General features: G+C 58.0%; 22 protein-coding genes and 1 pseudogene. 12 read left to right on the top strand and 11 right to left on the bottom strand.

Annotated features, from left to right (window positions below; genetic code table 11):
- Positions 1–170 precede the first annotated feature (170 nt).
- A complete protein-coding gene (locus ACXX9E_RS24120; RefSeq protein WP_110720582.1) occupies positions 171–1,004 on the top strand; it encodes an undecaprenyl-diphosphate phosphatase in 834 nt (277 codons plus the stop codon).
- On the opposite strand, the gene ACXX9E_RS24115 is transcribed toward ACXX9E_RS24120, so the two are convergent.
- Both ACXX9E_RS24115 and dusA read right to left on the bottom strand, forming a co-directional pair.
- Positions 1,005–1,376: a DUF2388 domain-containing protein gene (locus ACXX9E_RS24115; RefSeq protein ID WP_458556327.1), complete on the bottom strand. Its 372-nt coding sequence runs from the start codon at positions 1,374–1,376 to the stop codon at positions 1,005–1,007.
- A gap of 75 nt (positions 1,377–1,451) precedes the next feature.
- Positions 1,452–2,447, bottom strand: a complete 996-nt coding sequence (gene dusA / locus ACXX9E_RS24110) for a tRNA dihydrouridine(20/20a) synthase DusA (protein WP_458556326.1) — start codon at positions 2,445–2,447, stop codon at positions 1,452–1,454.
- Between the two features lie 223 nt (positions 2,448–2,670).
- On the opposite strand from dusA, the gene ACXX9E_RS24105 reads away from it, so the two are divergent.
- From ACXX9E_RS24105 to rimA, 6 genes and pseudogenes are all read left to right on the top strand, one after another.
- Entirely contained in the window at positions 2,671–3,711 is a 1,041-nt protein-coding gene (locus ACXX9E_RS24105) for a DUF262 domain-containing protein (protein ID WP_458556325.1), read from the top strand.
- Positions 3,704–4,294, top strand: coding sequence for a HEPN domain-containing protein (locus ACXX9E_RS24100; RefSeq protein WP_458556324.1), 591 nt, complete (start codon positions 3,704–3,706; stop codon positions 4,292–4,294). The genes ACXX9E_RS24105 and ACXX9E_RS24100 overlap by 8 nt, the downstream gene beginning before the upstream one ends.
- A 594-nt stretch (positions 4,295–4,888) precedes the next feature.
- Positions 4,889–5,251, top strand: a complete 363-nt coding sequence (locus ACXX9E_RS24095) for a DUF6124 family protein (RefSeq protein ID WP_458556323.1) — start codon at positions 4,889–4,891, stop codon at positions 5,249–5,251.
- A 461-nt stretch (positions 5,252–5,712) separates the two neighbouring features.
- A pseudogene (locus ACXX9E_RS24090) lies at positions 5,713–6,789 on the top strand (methyl-accepting chemotaxis protein); the annotation flags it as partial.
- A complete protein-coding gene (locus ACXX9E_RS24085; protein WP_458556614.1) occupies positions 6,775–7,647 on the top strand; it encodes a methyl-accepting chemotaxis protein in 873 nt (290 codons plus the stop codon). The pseudogene ACXX9E_RS24090 and the gene ACXX9E_RS24085, both read left to right, overlap by 15 nt.
- 141 nt (positions 7,648–7,788) lie before the next feature.
- Complete coding sequence (gene rimA / locus ACXX9E_RS24080; protein WP_458556322.1) at positions 7,789–8,568, top strand: S6 modification regulatory phosphodiesterase RimA; 780 nt, start codon at positions 7,789–7,791, stop codon at positions 8,566–8,568.
- 6 nt (positions 8,569–8,574) lie between these two features.
- Here the strand turns inward: rimA and pseH are convergent, their stop codons facing one another.
- A complete protein-coding gene (pseH, locus tag ACXX9E_RS24075; protein WP_458556321.1) occupies positions 8,575–9,126 on the bottom strand; it encodes a UDP-4-amino-4,6-dideoxy-N-acetyl-beta-L-altrosamine N-acetyltransferase in 552 nt (183 codons plus the stop codon).
- Positions 9,127–9,269: 143 nt separating this feature from the next.
- Between pseH and ACXX9E_RS24070 the strand changes: the two genes are divergently transcribed.
- On the top strand, positions 9,270–9,485 hold the full coding sequence (locus ACXX9E_RS24070) for a hypothetical protein (protein ID WP_123462135.1): 216 nt from the start codon (positions 9,270–9,272) through the stop codon (positions 9,483–9,485).
- Positions 9,486–9,564: 79 nt separating this feature from the next.
- On the opposite strand, the gene ACXX9E_RS24065 is transcribed toward ACXX9E_RS24070, so the two are convergent.
- From ACXX9E_RS24065 to ACXX9E_RS24040, 6 genes are read right to left on the bottom strand one after another with little or no spacing between them, the layout of a single operon-like run.
- Positions 9,565–10,350, bottom strand: a complete 786-nt coding sequence (locus ACXX9E_RS24065) for a transporter substrate-binding domain-containing protein (protein WP_123462137.1) — start codon at positions 10,348–10,350, stop codon at positions 9,565–9,567.
- Between the two features lie 58 nt (positions 10,351–10,408).
- On the bottom strand, positions 10,409–11,278 hold the full coding sequence (copD, locus tag ACXX9E_RS24060) for a copper homeostasis membrane protein CopD (RefSeq protein ID WP_447808661.1): 870 nt from the start codon (positions 11,276–11,278) through the stop codon (positions 10,409–10,411).
- 3 nt (positions 11,279–11,281) lie between these two features.
- On the bottom strand, positions 11,282–11,656 hold the full coding sequence (gene copC / locus ACXX9E_RS24055) for a copper homeostasis periplasmic binding protein CopC (RefSeq protein ID WP_447808662.1): 375 nt from the start codon (positions 11,654–11,656) through the stop codon (positions 11,282–11,284).
- A 31-nt stretch (positions 11,657–11,687) separates the two neighbouring features.
- Positions 11,688–12,557, bottom strand: coding sequence for a copper resistance protein B (locus ACXX9E_RS24050; protein WP_458556320.1), 870 nt, complete (start codon positions 12,555–12,557; stop codon positions 11,688–11,690).
- 11 nt (positions 12,558–12,568) lie between these two features.
- Entirely contained in the window at positions 12,569–14,266 is a 1,698-nt protein-coding gene (locus tag ACXX9E_RS24045) for a copper resistance system multicopper oxidase (RefSeq protein WP_123462144.1), read from the bottom strand.
- Positions 14,267–14,319: 53 nt separating this feature from the next.
- On the bottom strand, positions 14,320–15,000 hold the full coding sequence (locus ACXX9E_RS24040; protein ID WP_458556319.1) for an FMN-dependent NADH-azoreductase: 681 nt from the start codon (positions 14,998–15,000) through the stop codon (positions 14,320–14,322).
- A 102-nt stretch (positions 15,001–15,102) separates the two neighbouring features.
- Between ACXX9E_RS24040 and ACXX9E_RS24035 the strand changes: the two genes are divergently transcribed.
- The gene (locus tag ACXX9E_RS24035; RefSeq protein WP_123462148.1) at positions 15,103–15,957 is read left to right on the top strand and encodes a LysR substrate-binding domain-containing protein; all 855 of its coding nucleotides are present in this window, start codon (positions 15,103–15,105) and stop codon (positions 15,955–15,957) included.
- Positions 15,958–15,962: 5 nt separating this feature from the next.
- On the opposite strand, the gene ACXX9E_RS24030 is transcribed toward ACXX9E_RS24035, so the two are convergent.
- Entirely contained in the window at positions 15,963–16,433 is a 471-nt protein-coding gene (locus tag ACXX9E_RS24030) for a hypothetical protein (protein WP_123462150.1), read from the bottom strand.
- A 165-nt stretch (positions 16,434–16,598) separates the two neighbouring features.
- Here ACXX9E_RS24030 and ACXX9E_RS24025 point away from each other — a divergent pair, with 165 nt between their 5' ends.
- Positions 16,599–17,264 carry a ribonuclease T2 gene (locus ACXX9E_RS24025; protein ID WP_123462152.1) on the top strand — a complete coding sequence of 222 codons (666 nt, stop codon included), beginning with the start codon at positions 16,599–16,601 and terminating at the stop codon, positions 17,262–17,264.
- A gap of 349 nt (positions 17,265–17,613) precedes the next feature.
- The gene (locus ACXX9E_RS24020) at positions 17,614–19,185 is read left to right on the top strand and encodes a sensor domain-containing diguanylate cyclase (RefSeq protein WP_123462154.1); all 1,572 of its coding nucleotides are present in this window, start codon (positions 17,614–17,616) and stop codon (positions 19,183–19,185) included.
- Between the two features lie 81 nt (positions 19,186–19,266).
- Here ACXX9E_RS24020 and ACXX9E_RS24015 read toward each other — a convergent pair whose 3' ends face one another.
- A complete protein-coding gene (locus ACXX9E_RS24015) occupies positions 19,267–19,566 on the bottom strand; it encodes a hypothetical protein (RefSeq protein ID WP_123462156.1) in 300 nt (99 codons plus the stop codon).
- Positions 19,567–19,752: 186 nt separating this feature from the next.
- On the opposite strand from ACXX9E_RS24015, the gene ACXX9E_RS24010 reads away from it, so the two are divergent.
- Positions 19,753–20,193: a carboxymuconolactone decarboxylase family protein gene (locus tag ACXX9E_RS24010; RefSeq protein ID WP_123462158.1), complete on the top strand. Its 441-nt coding sequence runs from the start codon at positions 19,753–19,755 to the stop codon at positions 20,191–20,193.
- The last annotated feature ends 98 nt before the right edge of the window (positions 20,194–20,291 follow it).

Raw genomic sequence — 20,291 nt, 5'->3', positions numbered from 1 at the left:
CGGCCCGAATCTTCGGCCGCTCCTACCTTTGAAATGCGTTGGCGTAGGCGCTGCCGAGGTTTGGGCCGCGATCGAACGATCTTTTGATCTTCAATTGTGTAACTTCAGATACTCGACCCCTGAGTGTTATAAAACCGGTCGCTCGCCAAGAGCGCGCCGACGGAGGATTAATGGATTTCTGGACCCTTTTCCAGGTGTTAATATTAGGTGCCGTAGAAGGCCTGACCGAGTTCCTGCCGATCTCGAGTACAGGTCACCAGATCATCGTTGCCGACTTGCTGGAGTTCGGCGGCGAACGCGCCATGGCGTTCAACATCATTATTCAACTGGGGGCCATTCTTGCCGTTGTCTGGGAGTTCCGACCCAAGATCTTCGAAATCGTCAAAGGCCTGCCCACCCAACGTAATGCCCAACGCTTCACCCTCAACTTGCTGATTGCCTTTCTACCCGCCGTGGTCTTGGGCGTGTTATTCGCCGATGCAATCCACGAATACTTGTTTAACCCGATCACCGTCGCCGTGGCACTGGTCGTTGGCGGCATCATCATGTTGTGGGCCGAGCAGCGCAGCCATGTGATCAGCGTCGAACACGTCGACGACATGCGCTGGTCTCACGCACTGAAAGTCGGTTTCGTACAATGCCTGGCGATGATTCCCGGCACCTCACGCTCCGGCTCGACGATCATCGGCGGTCTGCTCTTCGGCTTGTCGCGCAAAGCCGCCACCGAGTTCTCGTTCTTCCTCGCCATGCCGACCATGGTCGGCGCCGCCGTGTACTCCGGCTACAAATACCGCGACCTGTTCCAGCCCAACGACCTGCCAGTCTTCGCCCTCGGCTTCGTCACCGCGTTCATCTTCGCGATGATCGCCGTACGCGGCTTGCTCAAGTTTATTGCCAACCACAGCTACGCCGCGTTCGCCTGGTACCGGATCGCGTTTGGTTTGTTGATTCTGGCAACGTGGCTGTTTGGCTGGGTCAACTGGACCGCCGCAGCGGCCGCCTGATCACTGAGCGCTGATCAACGCCGCAACGGCGAGATCGTTTAACGTCGAATCCGACGACTCCTGGCGAAAACGCTGCAAGGCCGAGGTGAAATACGCGGCCTGCAGCATGCCGTCGCTGGCGAGGTACAGACGTGCGTCTTCCTGTTCTGCAGCAGAGTAAACACGCTTGTGACTGTCAGTCGTTTCCTGGCTAGCCGAAAAAGGCGCGAGGAATAAAGACAACAGAGTGAAGCCGGACAACTGCGTGGCCTCCCACGGTGTATCGGTGCTCCCGATGCAAAGACCGTCGCAGTGCGCATAAACGTTTGAGGTGACGCTTAACAAGGAGAGGAGGGTGAAACGCTGGAAACCAGAGAAATTAAACGCGGGCATAAACAAAAGACATCCTGTCAGTACAGCAAAACACCGGGCAACGCTCATGCGTCGCCCGCACACTCAAGCCATCAATCAACGACCTTCAAGCAACTCAGCCGCCTGATCCAGCAACGCCAGCGGATCCTTGGCCTTGTGAATATCCACCGACAACAACTGACGGAATTTCCGCGCCCCCGGGAACCCCGTGCCCAGGCCCAGCACATGCCGCGTGATGTGATGCATCGCCCCACCGGTCTGCAAATGCTCGGCTATATAAGGCCGCAACTGCGCCAACGCCTCAGCCCGGCTGATCACCGGCGCTGAACTGCCAAACAACTGCTGATCCACCTCCGCCAGCAAATACGGATTGTGATAAGCCTCACGCCCCAACATCACACCGTCAAAGGTCTGCAAATGCTCATGGCAGGCCTCCATCGTCTTGATCCCGCCGTTCAGCACAATCTCCAGCTCCGGAAAATCCGCCTTCAGCTGCGCCGCCACGTCATAGCGCAACGGCGGAATGTCACGATTCTCCTTCGGCGACAACCCCTCCAGAATCGCAATCCGCGCATGCACGGTGAAGCTGGTGCACCCGGCATCACGGACGGTGCCGACGAAATCACACAACTCCGCGTAACTGTCCCGACCGTTGATCCCGATGCGGTGCTTTACCGTCACCGGAATCGACACCGCATCACGCATCGCCTTCACACAATCCGCCACCAGTTGCGGATGACCCATCAGGCACGCGCCGATCATGTTGTTCTGCACACGATCACTTGGGCAGCCGACGTTCAGGTTCACCTCGTCGTAACCGTGCTCCTGGGCCATGCGGGCGCAGGCGGCCAGATCCAACGGAACACTACCGCCCAACTGCAGCGCGAGAGGGTGCTCGGCTTCGTTGTGACGGAGGAAACGTTCGTGATCGCCGTTGAGGAGTGCGCCGGTAGTGACCATTTCGGTGTAGAGGAGCGCGTTCTTCGATAGGAGGCGTAGGAAGAAACGGCAATGGCGGTCGGTCCAATCCATCATTGGGGCGACGGAGAAGCGGCGGGAGAGTGGGGCAGATGTAGCGGTGATCGGAGACATTGGCGGTTCTGGATTTGCTGAGGCTGGGAGGCGCAGGAGTTTATCAGGATCGGTGGGGAAGAGTTGAGGCACGATCATCCTCTAAAACAGTGGTGCGTGCACTGGGAACTCCGGTACAGAGCATGATATTGTAGCTTCGTGAGATGATTTGGTTGGCTTAAATAACTCATGTGAAATGGATGTAAAAATTGTCTAAAACATTAATTAGAACTCAGGGATTCGCATGAGCAGTGAAGAATACGAATATAAAACGCTTAACTTATACCCGATTGACTATCCTTTTGAGACGCTAGTTGGTCGTATTGAATCTGATAAGTTGCTGTTGAATCCTGAGTTTCAGCGAAAATATAAATGGGATAAGGAAGGCTGGGAGAGATCGTCGCGCTTCATTGAGTCATGCTTGATGCGTATACCACTTCCTTCTTGTTATTTTGCTGAAGATGAAGTTGGTCGTCATGAAGTTATAGATGGTGTTCAGCGACTGACAACTATCACAAAGTTTTTTAATGATGAGTTCGCTCTTGCCGGGTTGACAACCTTTGTCGAACTCGAGGGGAAGAAGTTTTCAGAGCTGGGTAGTTATCAATCTGAGTTGGAGGCCACTACAATTCGTTGTATTGTTCTTCGTAAGGAAAACCCTAAGTCACTTATTCGTGAAATTTTTGCGCGACTGAATCAGGGCGCAGTTAGACTGTCAGATCAAGAAATCAGACATGCAATCTTCCCCGGAGCATTTAATGACCTTTTGCGCCAATTAGCGAGGCATGAGGTGATTTCCGAGTTTGGACGCGGCGCGAAAGGAGTGGCTAAGAAGGATAGTCTTGAGAGCGAGGAGCAAGTATTACGGTATTTCGCGCTCAAGGGTGACTTAGATGGCTATCAGGACAAGCTGTCACGTTACTTAGATAGTTTCATGGCTAGCCAGCAGCAGTGCTCAAAAAAAGATGTTTCGATTCGAAAGAAGGATTTTGAGTCGACCTTGGATAAGTGCACTGCGGTCTTTGGCGATTCCGTTTTTATAGACACTAGCAAAAAGGTGCCCCGCCAAAGCATGGTGCACTATGATTTGCTGATGTTTAGCTTCAGTGACGTTGATAAAGAAGTGCTTCTGGAAAAAATTGAAGAAATCCGAGAAGGCTTCTTGACTTTGTGCAAATTGCCCCAATTTCAGAAGACACTATCATCCGGCCTGCAAAATAAGGGATCAATTCTGAAGCGGCGTGCGCTGTGGGCAGAAATCCTCACGGCGGTGCTAAATGGATGAAGCGAGGATTCATCAAAAATACACAGAATTATTACATTCTATTAATGAAATTATTGGAGTAACTGAGCAGCGACTTTTCGCTGGGGAACCAGACAAGTTTTTTCAAGATAATATGAATTTTTTTGTTAAGGCTTACTTGATCACCATATGTACTTATCTTGAGTCTTATTTAAAGGATATTGCATATTGCAGAGTTGAGGTGGTTGAGGGGAAGCTTAGGCAGGTCTATATTCCAAGCAATATCGTGCATTGGTGCGTCTCCGGCTTTAAAGATGTTAAAGTTCCGAAGTATGAAACCCTTACTCTTCAAATTAAGAAGAAAGATCTCGGTGAACAGTTGTCTGCACAGCCATATAAAACTGTGGAGGTTTTCAAGCTAATCGGTGTCGAGCTTGAGAAGGTTGCGGGGTTTGTTGAGCAAAAAGATCACATTAAGTCAATGGTCAATAAGCGGAATAATGTGATACATCATAATGATGATGCTTCCGACGTTACCTTGACGGATTTACGAGGTCATATTGATAGGGTTTATTTGTACATGGCTGCAATAACTGCTGAGGTGAAAAATCATAATCTGAGGTGAGTTGTGGAGCGCTTGATGCGCTCCCGTTTGCGTTGCGCAACTTTCAAATGAATTTTCGACCTCGCTAATTTAGTAAAGAGGCGTGGAATTGCTCTTCTGTTTTTTTAACTAGATGCGACAGGGGCCGTGCAGTCTTACGGCTTTTTTTAGATTTTTTTCGCGGGTTAACGCCCGCTGTCAGAAATGGAATGAGTTTTTTACATTATGTCTAGGTAAGCGCAACAGGTTATCAACAGTTACCTCTGATTTTGTTTAAGTTTCAATAATCAGTGATCTCCATTACCTACACCACCTTGCGCCTCCCCCTACACCTAAGACAGAATCCCCCGGCTTGTGCGTCTAGCCCGCAGGTTCTATCGTCCCTACGTCACTGAAAACCAGTGATCGGGTTTGGTAGCCCGTCTCCGTCAGAAGCACAAGACTACTGTCTTGCGAGGGCGTTTTTCGTCTTCGTTTTATGGTGGTCATGCGCGGGGCGTCTTCGGATGCGCCGGGGTTCCTGACGACCGGTCTACCAACCTGCGTATGGCCTCCACCCTTCGTTTGGTAGCGAGAGTGATGGCTCCTTTTCGTTCATCCGTCAGGAGTTACACCATGTTCAAACCAACACCGAATCCGCCAGAAACCGACCCCGCATCCCCCTACGAATCCCTCAACTCCAAAAAACTCCACGAAGCCGCCGAGCGCGCCCTCGATCACTATCTCCTTCCCGCCAGCCACATCATGGCCAGCACCAACGAACCCGAGCGCATGTACCTCGCCAATCCGAAGTACGACTCGGAATCCCTGCTGGCCAACGCCAGTGAAACGCTGGGTTCCGCCTCGGAAATGCTCAATAACTTCGCCGCGACGCTCGAACCCTCGCAGCGCAAGACTGCGCTGGGCATTGCGCAGGTGGTGATGTTGGGGGAGTTGGCGGTGAATCAGGCTTTGGATAAGGTCGAAATCAAGCCGTAAACCCCTCGCTCCTCTGTGGCGTGCAGCCACTGCTCGCCGCAGAGGGGCCAGCACCTGAATCCGCATTTTCAACCCCGTTTTACGTCAATAGCGATGTGCCACAAATCATGATGGCAATGCGTCATCACGCCGCTCGAAAAGTTCAACGATTATACAAAAATATAAAGTTGTACAAGTTTTCGCAAAATTAATAGCATCCCTCCAGACACCTTTGCTGAAACGATAAATCCAGCGTGCAGACGCTCTGTTTGCGACGTGACGGGTTTGTCTGCCGGTGCTCGCGTCGGGTTGTTTTCGACGCTTCACCAGGATCCGCATCGGCATTTGCATTTCAGGGACAGCTGGAGCGTCCCGTATTACGCCTTGGATGACGACCCCCGAATGTCTGGACGGTGACTGCGGTTGCCGGAGATCTATTTTTTTGTGCCCGGCGTTTCGCGTCTGGGCGTTTGAGGCTGAATATGGCAGTAGCATCGAATTTCCTGGGTGACATCAAAGTTTCCCGCAAGCTGGGCGCTGGCTTTGGCATTCTTTTGCTGGCTGTTTTGGCGGTTGCCTTCATTGGCTATAACAGCAACGGCGTGCTGGTTGATCGTTTGAGTACGACGCGTCTGATCGGCACGCTGAATGACGCGACGCAAGATATGCGTTTGTCCGAGAAACAGTACGAAGCCGCCGCTGACGCAGCGTTCGCCGATTCCTATAACGCTCAGTTGAATGTCTTGCAGGGCCTGGTGAGCAAGGCGCTGGACACCTTGACCCGCGCTGAGAACCAGCAAGCTCTGAAGGCTTTGCAAGCCACGATTGTTGCCTACGACCAGAAGGTCAAGCGGCTGATCGCTGCCGATCAGTCGACCACGGATGCCCTGAAACCGCTGACGGCGCTGTCGGACAAGTACGCGCAGACCTTTGCCGGCATGCTTGAAGGCACCACGACCAGTGCGCTGGCGTCTGCCGATGGCGAACGCGTGCGGGAGCTGCGCACGGTGGCCGACTTGCGCAATGGCATGACCACGTTTCGCCTGATGTTGCGTCGTTACATTGCGGTGCCCAACGACGTGAATAAAAAACTGATGATGGAGACCATTGATACCTTCCTGGGTGATATCACCAAGGCGCGCACCAGCCTGCCGACGGCCCTGTCGAGCCAACTGGAGGAAGCGCACGCCGGCATGCGTCGTTATCGCGAAGTATTGGTGGAAGTGGCCGGGCTGTTTGAGCAGAAGCAGACCATGCGCGAGCAGGTCGATCAGGAAAGCAAGGCGATGGACAAGATCATGACTGGCCTGATGGACACCCAGCAGCGCCTGGCGCGTGAAGATCAGCGCTCAGCCTTTATCCAGATGGCGGTATTGACCGTGTTGGCGCTGGTGATCGGGCTGTTTGCTTCGGTGGTCATCTCGCGTCAGATCACTGCGCCGCTGGCGCTGACGGTTGATCTGGCTCGACGTATTGCCAAAGGCGACCTGACGGTACAGGCCAAGTCTGCGCGCAAGGATGAGTTGGGCGATCTGCAAAATGCGATGCAGGACATGGCGCAGAACCTCAACACGCTGGTGCAAGGGATCGGCAATGGCGTCACGCATATTTCGACCTCTGCGGAAAAGCTCTCGGCCATGAGCGAGCAGACCAGCGCGGGCGTACGTCAGCAAAAAAGTGAAGTGGATCAAGTCGCCACGGCGATGCACGAAATGGCTTCGACGGTGCAGGAAGTGGCGCGTAACACCACCGATGCCTCCGCTGCCGCGACCCTGGCCGATCAGCAGGCGCGCCACGGCAGTACGGTGGTGAAGCAGGCGACGGTGCAGATCAGCGAACTTGCGGTGGCCATTGAAGAGTTGGGCGGTGCGATGAACGTGCTGACTCAGGACAGCGAGCAGATCGGCAAAGTGATAGACGTGATCAAAGCCGTTGCCGAGCAGACCAATCTGCTCGCGTTGAACGCCGCGATCGAAGCGGCGCGGGCGGGTGAGCAGGGGCGTGGTTTTGCGGTGGTGGCAGACGAAGTGCGCTCGCTGGCGCAGCGCACGCAGGACTCGACCAAGGAAATCGAAGCGCTGATCGTCACCCTGCAACAAGGCACGCAAGCGGCCGCGACGTTGATGGCCTCCAGCCGCGAGCGCACCCTCGATACGGTGGCGTTGGCGCAGAAGGCCGACTTGGCAATTACCGAGATCAACCATTCCATCGGTACGATCCAGGAGATGAGCCTGCAGATCTCGGCCGCCGCCGAACAGCAAAGTGCCGTGGCCGACGAAATCAATCGCAGCATCGTCAGTGTGCGTGATGTGGCTGACCAGTCGGCTGTCGCCAGCGAAGAAAGTGCGGCGGCGACGATTGAGTTGGCGTCGCTGGGGCAGGATCTGCAGCGAATGACCGCGCATTTCCGCACCTGATCATTTGCACGTAGAGCACGCGGCGCCTTCAACTATTCCGGCGCCGCAGGGCTACAGTTATTGCCTTGTTTGCAGATAACTAAGTCCAGTAGCTGTTTTTTTATCACCATGGAAGGTTGCACGCCGTCATCAGAGTGGTTCATGTCCGACTTTCCAACATCATCGACCTCTTCCGCAGGGTGCCACGGTTGTAAAAACAAAGGCGTGCCGGATATGGATTTCGCTTTTGCCTTTCAGCCCATCGTCGATCTGCGCGATCAAACGACGTTTGCCCATGAAGCCTTGGTTCGAGGGGTGAATGGTGAGGGCGCCTTTTCAGTCCTGGAGCAGGTGGACGATCACAACCGTTATCGATTCGATCAACTGTGTCGGGTGCGGGCGATTTCCACGGCGGCTGAGTTAGGGATGACCCAGTACCTGTCGATCAACTTTCTGCCGAATGCCGTGTACCGGCCGGAGGTGTGCATTCGCAGCACGCTGGAAGCGGCGCGTACTTACGGCTTCCCGTTGGAGCGGCTGATCTTCGAAGCGGTGGAAAGCGAGCACGTTGAAAACAACAAGCATTTGATGAACATATTGCGTGAGTATCGTGAGTTTGGTTTCAAGACGGCGATCGACGATTTTGGCGCCGGCCATTCCGGCCTTAACTTGTTGGCGGATTTTCAGCCGGACTTGATCAAGCTGGATATGGCGCTGATCCGGGATATTCACCGTGACCGAGTGCGCCAGATCATCGTGCGTAACGTGGTGAATATGTGTAGAGAGTTGGGCGTGGAGGTGATCGCCGAGGGCATTGAAGGTGCCGAGGAACGAGATTTTCTCGCCGATTGCGGCATTTATCTGATGCAGGGTTACTGGTTCGCCAGGCCTGCCTTCAAATCATTGGCGCAGATCCCTGCGAGTGCGTGGCTGCAGCGATGAACACGTTCAGCTCGCACTGATCCGCTCGATCACGGGGACCAGCGTCGGACGTTTGCCAAGCCATTCAGCTTTGGTCATCCCCAACAACACCACATCGACCCGCACCCCGTCCTTTACCACGTTCTGCCGCCGCACACCTTCAACCTCAAACCCGAACCTCTGATGCATCTTCACCACTGCGGTGTTCATCGCCAGCACTTCGCAATTCAGCTTTTCCAGACCCGCGACATCAAACGCGTAATCGAGCAGCCAGAACTCGACTACGCTGCCCAAGCCTTTCCCTTGCAAACCGACATCCAGATAAAACGCCCAATCGGCGGTCTTGTGCAAAGCGTTGATCGCATTCAACGAAACTACGCCCACCGCTTGCTCATCCTTGATCACCACAAACACTTGCTGCCGTGGATTGCCGTGCAAGGACGCTAGCCAGTTGGCATGTTCGTGTTCGCTGATTTCATGCGACGTGTACATGAATTTGCGCACGTCCGGTTGGTTGCGCAGGGTGCGGACGTGGGCCTGGATCGCAGGGGCGATTTCGGTGAGGGGGAGGAATTGCATTCGGCGGTCCTTGTCTCGCAGGGGTTGCAACTGAACCTGCGCTGTCGATCTGTAAAGTTTCATGTTGCCGTTTGAGGCGTGGGCCTAGGATGGTGGTATCAGTCGGTGTTGTCTCGTTTTTTCATCCCCTAGGGAGTCGTGCCATGCGCGTCGATGTCGTCAAAGTGCTGTTGATTGCTGCCGCTGTATCGGCGTTGAGTGCTTGTTCGGGGGCGGGTGGGTTGACCACGACCAGTTGTTTTTCGGCGGATTGTCAGTCGCCGCAGGGGCGCAACAATGCGACGACCCTGAAGTTTGGCGGGAACAGTATTGGCAGCAGTCTTAACCAATACAGCTCCGGGATGTTGCACGACGACTGAAATACGGCGGGTGTTGAGTGGCAAATAGTTTGTGGCGAGGGAGCAAATTCTCTCGCCACAGGAATAGCCTCAGGGTTTTTTACTGCGGCACGGCCAGCCACTCGCCAATGACCTTCTGATACTGGCCGGTAACCTTGCTCAGGTGCAGCCACTGATCGACATACAGTTTCCAGCTGATGTCATCGCGCGGCAGCAGGTACGCCTTCTCGCCGTATTGCATGTATTGATGCGGATTCACCGCGCACAACCCTGGTTTGAGTTTCTGCTGATACAGCGCTTCCGAGGCATCGGTGATCATCACGTCGGCCTTGTTGTCGAGCAGTTGCTGGAAGATCGTCACGTTGTCGTGCAGGGCCAGTTGCGCCTTGGGCAGGAAGGCGTGGACGAAGGCTTCGTTGGTGCCGCCGGCGGGTTCGACCAGGCGCACATCGGGCTGGTTGATCTGTTCCACCGTCTGGTACTTGCTGACATCGGCGCAGCGCACCAGCGGAATTTTGCCGTCGGTGTCGAGGGTGTTGCTGAAGTAGGCTTTTTTCTGCCGTTCGAGGGTGACCGAAATGCCGCCCATGCCGATGTCGCACTTGCCGGCCTGCATGTCCGGCATCAGGGTTTTCCAGGTGGTTTGCACCCATTGGACTTTGACCCCGAGGCTGTCGGCCAGCGAGCGGGCCATGGCGATGTCGATGCCTTCGAAGTCGCCGTCCGGGCGTTTGAAGGTATAGGGCTTGTAGTCACCGGTGGTGCACACGCGCAACTGGCCTTGTTGCTGGATGCTGTCGAGGTGTGAAGCACTTGACTCGGCGTGGGCGCTGGCGGCCACGGTCAGCAGGCCGCAGAGGATCATTGTGCTTTTTAGTGTTGTCATTGTGATCGGGCTTCCGGGAAGGACGGTGGCCCAGTGTAGTGAAAGGCTTTGTCGGGTGTCATCCCGGGGCCGGACTCAACGTGCCGAGCCACGCCACCAATGCAACGATCAGTAAGGCCATTGCTAGTTCAACCACCACGCTGCGTCTGAGCGCATTGGCCGCGACGGCATGCCGCCCATCGCGCAACGATTGTTGCAGCGAAGGGCCAAGGTGAAAGCGGTTCAACGCCGCCAACACCAACATCCCCGCAAACAGTAGAACCTTGATCGCCAGCAGCATCCCGTAAGTGCCGAGCAACACGTCGTCAAACCTCGGCCCGACGATAAACAGGTAATTCACTGCACCGGTAATCGACAGTGTCAGCACGATCACCGCGCCGATCCATTCAAAGCGCTTGACCGATAACACCAGCAGGCGAATGCGCGCCTCATTGACAAGCCCCCGCGCCATCAACACCAGCGCCAACATCGCACCCAGCCACGCGCCCGCCGCGAGCAGGTGCAGAATGTCGCTGAGAAAATGCCAGAACCGCAGCACTCCCTCGTCCATCGCCCCATGCCCGCTCCACGCGAGAGAGGCGAGGGCGACGGCGCCGGCCATCGTTGCAAGCCCTGCGCCGGGCCTGATCAACACCACGATCAGCGCGCTCATCCGCAGCGCCCACGCCAGCCCAAGGTCGGTTTCCAGCAGCATCATCTGCAGATGCGGCCACAGCGCCGCGAACGTCGTTTCGCCGCTCATGGCGCGGGTCATCAACACCAATCCGGCGACTGACAACAGCGCCCCGATCAACGCCATCCCGCGCAACATCGGCCGAAAGCGCAGCAACGCCTCAGCGCTGTACAGCGCAAACAACGCCAGCCCGAACAACAGCAGCAAATCTACATACAACGCAAACCGCAGGAAGATGTTGATCAGGTCAGCCATCGCTCACTTCACTTTGAACGTGACATTGCCGGTGATCGGGTGCGTGTCGCTAGACACCGCGCGCCATTGGACTTGGTAGGTGCCGGCGGGCAGCGGCGCGAGCGGGGTGATCAGCATGCTTTTCGGGTCGCTGCCGGCACTGACCTTGGCTTTCATCGGCATCGGCGAATGGGCCATGCCGGGCATTTCGGTCATCACCAGTTTGGCGCCGGAGAACTGGGTCAGCAGGTTCTCGGAAAAGTGCAGTTCGATCTTGCCGGGTGCGCCGCCGTCGGCACCTTCGGCCGGGCTCGACGAGAGCAGTTTCGGATGGGCCTGGGCGAGGCCGCTCAGGAGCAAGCCGCTGGCGAGTGCAAGGGTGATGTTCAATGTGCGCATGCAAGACCTCTGGGTTGTTTTCTAATGGGATTCAGAACCACATCCGCACGCCAAGCACGAGGCGCGCTTCGCTGCGATCCTCGCCTTCTTCGCGGGCGTAATCGGCGGTGTTGCCGTAAGTACGGTTCCACGTTACGCCGATGTAGGGGGCAAATTCGCGGCGGACTTCATAACGCAAGCGCAGGCCGAGCTCAGTGTTGGAAAGGCCGGAACCGATGCCCCGTTGCGCATCGTTCTTGCCGTAGACGTTAACTTCGGCGGTGGGCTGCAGGATCAGGCGATTGGTCAGCAGGATGTCGTAGTCACCCTCGAACCGCAGCGCGCTCTGGCCGCCTTCACCGATAAACGCAGTGGCCTCGGCTTCGAAGTTGTAGAGCGCCATGCCCTGTAAACCGAACGCGGCCCAGGTCTGCGGCGCGCCGGGTTTGAAGTCCTGACGCACGCCGCTGACCACGTCCCACCAGGGCGATATCGCATGGCCCCAGAGCGCCTGAAGCTCGGCGTCTTCGGTCTTGCCGTTGCTGCGTTCGCCTTCGGAGCGCAGCCACAGACGATCGATATCGCCACCGATCCAGCCGGACAGATCCCAGGCCAACGCGCTGCCGTCATCGGCGTCCTGCCATTCGAGTTTGTCGGCAAGAAAGTAGCTGTTGATCGCGCTGTCGTGGACCTGATGGCCGCCGGGGCTGGTGAACACGGCGGCGCGGTCGGCGTCGGTCAGGGGCGGGATCGGCGTGCGGCTTTCGGTCGGCGCGGCGGGCTGCATCATGCCGTCGTCCATGCTTTGCATGGCCGAGTGATCCATGCCGGCCATCTGGCTGTGATCCATGCCCGGCATGTCGCTGGCGGCCATCGCCGAACTGCCGATGAGCAACAAGGAAAACGTGGTGAGTCGAGTCATCAGCGGCCCCTTCATTCCTCCACCCGCACTTCACGGAACATGCCCGTTTCCATGTGGTACAGGAGGTGGCAGTGATAGGCCCAGCGGCCTAGTGCGTCGGCGGTCACGCGATAACTGCGGCGCGTGCCGGGCGGCATGTCGATGGTGTGTTTGCGCACCTGGAAGTCGCCGTTTTCGTCTTCCAGATCGCTCCACATGCCGTGCAGGTGAATCGGGTGGGTCATCATCGTGTCGTTGACCAGCACCAGGCGGATGCGCTCGCCGTACTTCAGACGCAAGGGCTCGGCGTCGGCGAATTTGATGCCGTTGAACGACCAGGCGAATTTCTCCATGTGGCCGGTCAGGTGCAGTTCGATTGTGCGGCTCGGGTCGCGGCCATCCGGATCTTCGAAGGTGCTGCGCAGGTCGGCGTAGGTCAGCACACGACGGCCGTTGTTGCGCAGGCCGAGGCCGGGGTCGTTGAGTTTGGGGGCGGTGGTCATGGCTTGCATGTCTACCAGCGGATTGTCTTTCTCGCTGTCGGGATGGGATTGCATCGGGCCCATCGCCGAGTGATCCATGGCGCTCATGTCCATCGAACCGTGATCCATGCCGCCCATACCCATGTCGTCCATGGTCACCAACGGGCGCGGATCCACAACCGGTACCGGCGCAGATAGCCCGGCGCGAGTGGCGAGGGTGCCACGGGCATAACCGCTGCGATCCATGGCCTGGGCAAACAGCGTGTACGCGTCGGCGTCCGGCTCGATGATGACGTCGTAGGTTTCGGCCACGGCGATGCGCAGTTCATCGACGCTGACCGGTTTGACATGCAAGCCATCCGCCGCCACCACGGTCATTTTCAGCCCGGGAATGCGCACATCGAAGTAGGTCATCGCCGAGCCGTTGATCAGGCGCAGGCGCAGCTTTTCGCCGACGCGGAACAGCCCGGTCCAGTTGTTATCCGGCGCATGGCCGTTCATCAGGAAGGTGTAGGTCGCGCCACTGACGTCGGCAATGTCGGTGGGGTTCATCTTCATGTCTGCCCACATCTTGCGATCGGCGACGGTGGCCCCCCAGCCTTTTTCGCTGACGTCCTCGATGAAATCGCCGACGGTGCGTTTGTGGAAATTGTAGTAGTCGGATTGTTTTTTCAGGGTCTTCAGCAGGTTGGCCGGGTTTTCGTCGGTCCAGTCGCTGAGCATCACCACGAACTCGCGGTCGTAGTGGAACGGCTCGGGTTCTTTCGCGTCGATCACCAGCGGCCCGTAAACACCGGCCTGTTCCTGTAAACCGGAATGGCTGTGATACCAGTAGGTGCCGTTCTGCCGCACCTTGAATTGATAGACGTACACGCCGCCCGGCTCGATGCCGTGAAAGCTCAGGCCCGGCACGCCGTCCATGTTCGCCGGCAGCAGAATGCCGTGCCAGTGAATCGAGGTGCTGGCGCTGAGCCGGTTACGCACCCGCAGCGTCACGGTGTCGCCCTCGCGCCAGCGCAGCAACGGGCCGGGCAGGCTGCCGTTGATGGTCATCGCCGTGCGTGGGCTGCCGGTGAAGTTGACCGGGGTTTCGCCAATGAACAGCTCGAACTCGCTGCCGCTCAGTTCATGCAATTGACCGGGAGCGTTCAGCGCCCAGACCGGCGTGCGCCACAGGCCAAGGCCACCGAGCAGGCTGCCGGCGGCGAGGCCTTTGACGAAGGTGCGTCGTGATGGGTTGGAAGGCATGCGCTGGAAATCCCCGTTTGACTCATGACGGGAAGGCTAACCAGCGCCAGCTTTCAGTTGGCTGAGGCGGAGATTACAGTTTTGACAGCTTCATTCGCGGCGAGATGATCGGCCAGATCCCGCGCCTGTTGTGACGCCGCGAGCCGCGCCTGACGATCAACGTCTTCGCCGAGAATGGTCTTCTCGACGCTCAACTCATGCACATCGCTGATGCCGATAAACTCGAGCCACGCGGCCACGTAGGGTTTCTGAAAATCGAAGCGTTCGGCGGGTGTGGCCGATTGCGCAGAGAAATCCATCCCGCAGGCATAGGCGCCCACGGCGGTTTTGTTTTTCAGCAAACCTTGCAGGCCGTGTTGCGGGTCGAAACTGAAGAGGATGTCTTTCTGCGACACCAGGTCGATGAGGTGCTTGAGTTTGTATGGAATGCTGAAATTCCACAGCGGCACCGACAGCACCAGAATATCGGCGCGATGCAGATGCGCGGCGAGGTGTTTGAGCTGATCCCACGCCGTTTGCTGGCGCGGCGACAGCGGTGTGCCATTGAGTCCGGCGTACTTGGCATTCAGCATCTCTTCGTCGAATTCCGGAAGCTGCATGCCCCATAAATCCAGGGTTTCGAGGCGCGTCTGCGGGTGATGCTGTTGATAGCGGTCGATGAACTGGCGCGCGACCTCCAGTGAGGCGGAGCGCTGTTTGCGCGGCGAGCATTCGATGTGAAGAAGAGTGGTCACGTTAAGGCCTCGGCATTCGGTGGGGGAGTGCGAGGCATTGCAACATAGCGAGGATCTAACTATAAATTGTAAATAAATCATCCATTGATCACGTATCTCACTATGTTTGACGCCCTGTTGCTCAAGACCTTTGTCACCGTTGTCGATGAGGACGGCTTCAGTCGTGCCGCGGAAAAACTGCATCTGACTCAATCGGCGGTGAGTGGGCATTTGCGCCGGCTGGAAGAGCAAGTCGGCAAGCCGCTGCTCAAGCGCACGACGCGATCGCAACAACTCACCGCCGATGGCGAGCGCCTCATGGCCTATGCGCGGACGATTCTGGCGCTGAACCGCGATGCCTGGGCGCAGCTCACGCGCACGCCGTTTCAAGGGCGGGTGCGGATTGGTGTGTCCGAGGATTTTGTCGAGGCACGGTTACTGCGCGCGTTGCAGGATTGCGCGGCGCAGCATCCGGGCATGGAGATTGATGTGCAGGTGAATATTCCCGGGACCTTGCTGAGCCAGATGCAACAGGGTGATCTGGAAATGGTCATCGGTTCGCTGTGCGAAACCGGTGAATCTGGCGTTTTGCTGTGGCAGGAGCCGCTGGTGTGGGCCTGGGCCGCGCAACCTGTCGCGCATTTACCGACGCCACTGCCGCTGGCGCTGTTTCCAGAGCCGTGTCCGTATCGCGAAGCCGCATTGACGCGTTTGGCCCGGGCCGGCATTTCTCAGCGCACGGCCATGCTGTGTTCGAGCACGGCCGGGTTGCGCGCAGCGGCGGCATCCGGATTTGCCGTGGCGCCGATGCCGGCGAGTCAGTTGGGGCAGGGGGTGGCAGCGCTGGCAGCGGAACAGGGTTTGCCGGCGTTGCCGGATGCGCAGTTCCGCTTATTTGTCGCAGCGCATGCCGATCCGCAGATGCTCGATGCCGTTTCGCAGGTGATCGTCGATTTCTGTTCGACGCGGCGCCAGTAAAAGGCTTACAGACCGAGGCCTTCCTGCACCGCCAGCAAAAGATTGTTTTCAGTCAGCGCGATGGCATCCAGTTGCTGACCTGTTTCAATCGACTGCACCCACCAATGGCTTTCACCGTGTTCATCCACGGTACGCAGCAGATAGGTGTCCGTGGCTGAGGGGATGATTTGCACCCGCCCGGCGCCATCCTCGGTAAACCGCGCAATGGGATCGAATGTCAGGGTTTGATGATTGGCCTCGATCACCAGTTGGTCGATGGCGTAATCGTGGGATTCACCATCCGGAGAACGTTCGCAAACGTGGGTCGGATTGCGCCGAATTTTCAGGCCGACTTCGGTGACCGGCTGCAGCCACGCCTCGATGCGGTGGTACAAGTCGTACACCTGCGCCGGCCAGCAATCGATCTCCAGCGCGGCATCCGCGTGGGTGTGCCGGGTTTGCTTGAGTTTGGCGGCGAGTTCGTCTGCTTTACTCATTTCGGATCCCTTGGTTTGATGGCTGCCTGTTAATCGTAGACCTTTCAACGGGGTACGGCGTTGCCTTGCGTCATGCACTTGCAACACAAGCGTGTCGAAATCAGCGCTGGCCAAGTCTGGCCAGGATCGAAAACCACGGACGCAGGCGTCCCAAGGAGCGGGTAGATGAAAAAGCTGTTTACAATTTTGGCGGTGATTGCGCTGACGGCCGGTAGCATCGGTTTGAGTTCGGCGCGCCAGTCGCAGTCGAGCAAGGCGCAGGCGGAATCGGTGGCGGGGGTGTTCGATTACTACCTGCTGGCGTTGTCCTGGTCGCCGACGTTCTGCCTGACCCACAAAGATGACGCGCAATGTTCCGGCAAGGGCTACGGCTTCGTGCTGCACGGTTTGTGGCCGCAATACGCCAAGGGCGGCTGGCCGGAATCCTGCCCGCCGCTGACCACCCTGTCGGCTGCGGAAACCAGCAAGGGGCTGACGCTGTTCCCGACCAGGAAACTGCTCGACCACGAATGGTCCAAGCACGGCACGTGCAGCGGCCTCGGCGCGATGGGTTATCTGGATGAGGCGGACAAAGCCGTTGGCGCCGTCAAAATCCCGCAGGCGCTGCAACCGTTCAGTTCTTCGTATTACTTCGAAGCCCAGGAAATCGCTGACCTGTTCCGCAAGGCCAATCCGGGGATTCCGGCTGATGGCATCGCGGTGATCTGCAGCGGCCCGGAACTGTCGGAAGTGCGGGTGTGCATGGGTAAGGATCTGCAATTCGGCGCGTGCGGCAAAGGCGTGAAGACGCAGTGCCGGGCGGGGGATATTCGGGTGCCGCCGTCGCGTTGAACTGATTCAAGGTCGAAAGGACCACACGGACCTGGTGGCAAGGGAGTAAGCGCCCTCGCCACAGGTTTTTGGTGAACCCGAGTACGCATCTCCCGGTCAGGCTTTGACCGCCGGCCACCCGCCACGGGTGCATCTATACAGTGCGATGCGCCGTCTGGCCCTTCACAACGGATTAACCGCAAAGCAGGCATCGAAAATAAATCGGCGAACAGCGATCATCCAAATGCGCTGTGCGCCGATACATCTGGGCGGGAGCGTGGCGTTTGCCCCGTGCATCCCGGTGGGCTACGCTCACAAAATATAAGGGTTACGGGCATTTGCCCTTGTCGTACCTGCCCAGGACACGTTTTTGCCTATCCCCATTCATGATCCGCATCAAGCCCCTGGAGGCGCCCTTAAACGCTTGCCGCTGCGTAAAGCCGCCGCGTGGTTTATCGTTGCGGTGGGGTTGTGCCTGCTCGGTTTACTGTATTTGCAACTGGAACAGTCACGGCGTCAGGATCTGGCGGTGGCGCAAGTGGCCTCCAGCAACCTGACGCGGGCCATGGCGCAACAGGCCGAGGACACCTTTCTGGCGGCGGACCTGGTCATGACCAGCCTGGTCGACTGGATTCAGAATGACGGTTACGGTGCGGCGCAACGGCCTCGGCTGCAGCAAACCTTCGCCCGGCGGGTGCAGCAACTGAACCAGTTGCACGGCATCTTCCTGTTCGATACCCAGGGGCAGTGGGTAATTACCTCGTTTACCGATCTGCCCCGTGGCAATGGCGTGGCCGACCGCGAGTATTTCAAGTATCACCAGCAGAACGCCTCGACGCTGGCGCACATCGGCCCGGCCATCCGCAGCCGCGAGAACGGCGAGTGGATCATCCCGATTTCCAAACGCGTCAATGATCGCGCCGGCCGTTTTCAGGGGGTGTTGCTGTCCGGGATCAAGATGTCGTATTTCGATCACTTCTTCGAAAGCTTCAGCCTCGACGACAACGGCATCATGTTCATCGGATTTACCAACGGCACGTTGCTCGCCCGCCGACCGTTCGATGAAAGCCTGATTGGCACGTCGCTGGCGCAAGGCCAGATCTATCGGGAGTTGCTGCCCGAGGCGTCGGCCGGTACCGCAATGATCAATTCGGTGGTCGACGGCGTCGTGCGTTTGTATGGCTACCGGCGGTTGGCGTCGTATCCGTTGGTGGTGGCCGCCGCCACGTCAAAGGACACGATCCTCGAGGGCTGGTACGCGCGGGCGGTTCAGTCCAGCGTGATCGTGGCGCTGGTCACCCTGGGTGTCGGCCTGTTCGGCTGGGTGTTCATTCGTCAGGTGCGCGATGGTGAGCGCATCGAGAAAAACCTGCGCAAGGCACAGCAGGCGCTGGAACAGATCGCGACCCATGACAGCCTGACCGGACTGGCCAACCGGCGTCTGTTCGAGCGTTCCCTGGAAATCGAGTTTGCCCGAGGCGCGCGACAGGTCAGCCCGGTGAGCCTGATCATGCTCGATATCGACTTCTTCAAGCGTTACAACGACGCCTATGGGCATGTCGCCGGTGACCATTGCCTGACGCAAGTGGCGCAGGTGCTCATGACCTGCTGTCAGCGCAAGGCCGATCTGGCGGTGCGCTATGGGGGCGAAGAGTTTGCGGTGCTGTTGCCGAACACCGATATCAACGGTGCCCTGGCCATTGCCGGGCAGATTCGTCGCAGCGTCATCGACAAACACATCACCCACAGCGGTTCGCCCACCGGCTATCTCACCGTGAGCCTGGGCTGCTATTCGTTTATTCCGAGCGGCAATGACAGCCCGGAAGTATTTATCCAGCGGGCGGATGAGGCGCTGTATCAGGCGAAAAATGCCGGACGCAACCGCGCCGCGGTGTTTTCGCCGGAGAGCGATGTGGCCGAGCTGATGCGTTCCGACCGCTGACAATCAACCCTGTGGGCGCCGGCCGCGTCGTTAGGCCGGTTGCACAGGGCAACGCCCTTACCACGGATGACTCTTGTGCGTTCAGCCGCCCGTGCCACCGCCTGCACCGCCAGTCCCGCCGCCAGCCGAACCGGTGCCGCCACCCGCACCGGAGCCCGATCCGCTGGCGCCGCCATTGGTGCCGGTGCCCGACCCCGAACCACCCGAACTGCTACCGCCGGACGGCGCGCCCGGCGTGTTGTCCGGTGGCATGGTCGAGCCGGTGGCACCGCCGGATCGGGTGCCGGTGGCATCCGCGCCATCGTTGGCGGCGAAGCTGGCCGCCGAGGCGGTGGCGAGCAGGCCGGCGAGGAATAATGAAGTGAATTTGCGCGTGATCATGGTGCGTCTCCAGAAAGGGAATTGACCTGATATTGGTCTGACGCGCCGACGCCTTGGTGCCGATTGGCTGACCAGTGGTCAACGCCGGGTGCGAGTGGCCTCCTGATCTTCGCGAATATTGGCTATTTGCCGAGAGCAGAGCGGGGGCTAACGTAGCCACACCTTCACTTGCTGCCCGGAGTCACCATGAAACCTCGTACCGATTTCTACACCGCCTCCCCAGACGCGCTGAAAGCGATGATCGCCCTGGAAACCGCCGTTTCCAAACTGCCACTGGAAAAGAGCCTGATCGAACTGGTCAAGCTGCGTGCCTCGCAAATCAATGGCTGTGCGTTCTGCATCGACATGCACACCGCCGACGCGATCAAGGGAGGCGAAACCCCGCGGCGTCTGTTTGCCGTGACCGCCTGGCGTGAAGCACCGTTCTTCAGTGACCGCGAGCGCGCCGCGTTGCTGTGGACCGAATCGCTGACCCAACTGAGCCTGACTCACGCTCCGGACGAAGACTATGACGTGGTGGCCGCGCAGTTCACGCCCAAGGAAATGGTCGACCTGAGCGTGGCGATCAGCACCATCAATAGCTGGAACCGCCTGGCCGTGGGTTTCCGTAAAACCCCGCAGGCTTAAGCTTCAACACATAGCCCCTGTGGGAGGGAGCCTGCTCGCGATGGCGTTGTGTCAGTCGACAGCTGCTTCGCTGATACACCGCCATCGCGAGCAGGCTG

It is taken from the genome of Pseudomonas sp. GNP014 (assembly GCF_054344005.1).
The sequence above is the reverse complement of the archived record's forward strand: the minus strand, read 5'-3'. Positions and strand labels throughout refer to the sequence as shown.

Excerpts from the sequence above, each read along its gene's own strand:
- ACXX9E_RS24010 (WP_123462158.1), top strand. The coding sequence starts at position 19,753 with ATGAAACCTCGTACCGATTTCTACACCGCCTCCCCAGACGCGCTGAAA.
- ACXX9E_RS24085 (WP_458556614.1), top strand. The coding sequence starts at position 6,775 with ATGCAGGACATGGCGCAGAACCTCAACACGCTGGTGCAAGGGATCGGC.
- ACXX9E_RS24065 (WP_123462137.1), bottom strand. The coding sequence starts at position 10,350 with ATGACAACACTAAAAAGCACAATGATCCTCTGCGGCCTGCTGACCGTG.
- dusA (WP_458556326.1), bottom strand. The coding sequence starts at position 2,447 with ATGTCTCCGATCACCGCTACATCTGCCCCACTCTCCCGCCGCTTCTCC.
- ACXX9E_RS24120 (WP_110720582.1), top strand. The coding sequence starts at position 171 with ATGGATTTCTGGACCCTTTTCCAGGTGTTAATATTAGGTGCCGTAGAA.
- ACXX9E_RS24050 (WP_458556320.1), bottom strand. The coding sequence starts at position 12,557 with ATGACTCGACTCACCACGTTTTCCTTGTTGCTCATCGGCAGTTCGGCG.
- ACXX9E_RS24095 (WP_458556323.1), top strand. The coding sequence starts at position 4,889 with ATGTTCAAACCAACACCGAATCCGCCAGAAACCGACCCCGCATCCCCC.
- rimA (WP_458556322.1), top strand. The coding sequence starts at position 7,789 with ATGTCCGACTTTCCAACATCATCGACCTCTTCCGCAGGGTGCCACGGT.
- ACXX9E_RS24100 (WP_458556324.1), top strand. The coding sequence starts at position 3,704 with ATGGATGAAGCGAGGATTCATCAAAAATACACAGAATTATTACATTCT.
- ACXX9E_RS24015 (WP_123462156.1), bottom strand. The coding sequence starts at position 19,566 with ATGATCACGCGCAAATTCACTTCATTATTCCTCGCCGGCCTGCTCGCC.
- copC (WP_447808662.1), bottom strand. The coding sequence starts at position 11,656 with ATGCGCACATTGAACATCACCCTTGCACTCGCCAGCGGCTTGCTCCTG.
- ACXX9E_RS24045 (WP_123462144.1), bottom strand. The coding sequence starts at position 14,266 with ATGCCTTCCAACCCATCACGACGCACCTTCGTCAAAGGCCTCGCCGCC.
- ACXX9E_RS24025 (WP_123462152.1), top strand. The coding sequence starts at position 16,599 with ATGAAAAAGCTGTTTACAATTTTGGCGGTGATTGCGCTGACGGCCGGT.
- ACXX9E_RS24115 (WP_458556327.1), bottom strand. The coding sequence starts at position 1,376 with ATGCCCGCGTTTAATTTCTCTGGTTTCCAGCGTTTCACCCTCCTCTCC.
- ACXX9E_RS24035 (WP_123462148.1), top strand. The coding sequence starts at position 15,103 with ATGTTTGACGCCCTGTTGCTCAAGACCTTTGTCACCGTTGTCGATGAG.
- ACXX9E_RS24105 (WP_458556325.1), top strand. The coding sequence starts at position 2,671 with ATGAGCAGTGAAGAATACGAATATAAAACGCTTAACTTATACCCGATT.
- ACXX9E_RS24070 (WP_123462135.1), top strand. The coding sequence starts at position 9,270 with ATGCGCGTCGATGTCGTCAAAGTGCTGTTGATTGCTGCCGCTGTATCG.
- pseH (WP_458556321.1), bottom strand. The coding sequence starts at position 9,126 with ATGCAATTCCTCCCCCTCACCGAAATCGCCCCTGCGATCCAGGCCCAC.
- ACXX9E_RS24030 (WP_123462150.1), bottom strand. The coding sequence starts at position 16,433 with ATGAGTAAAGCAGACGAACTCGCCGCCAAACTCAAGCAAACCCGGCAC.
- copD (WP_447808661.1), bottom strand. The coding sequence starts at position 11,278 with ATGGCTGACCTGATCAACATCTTCCTGCGGTTTGCGTTGTATGTAGAT.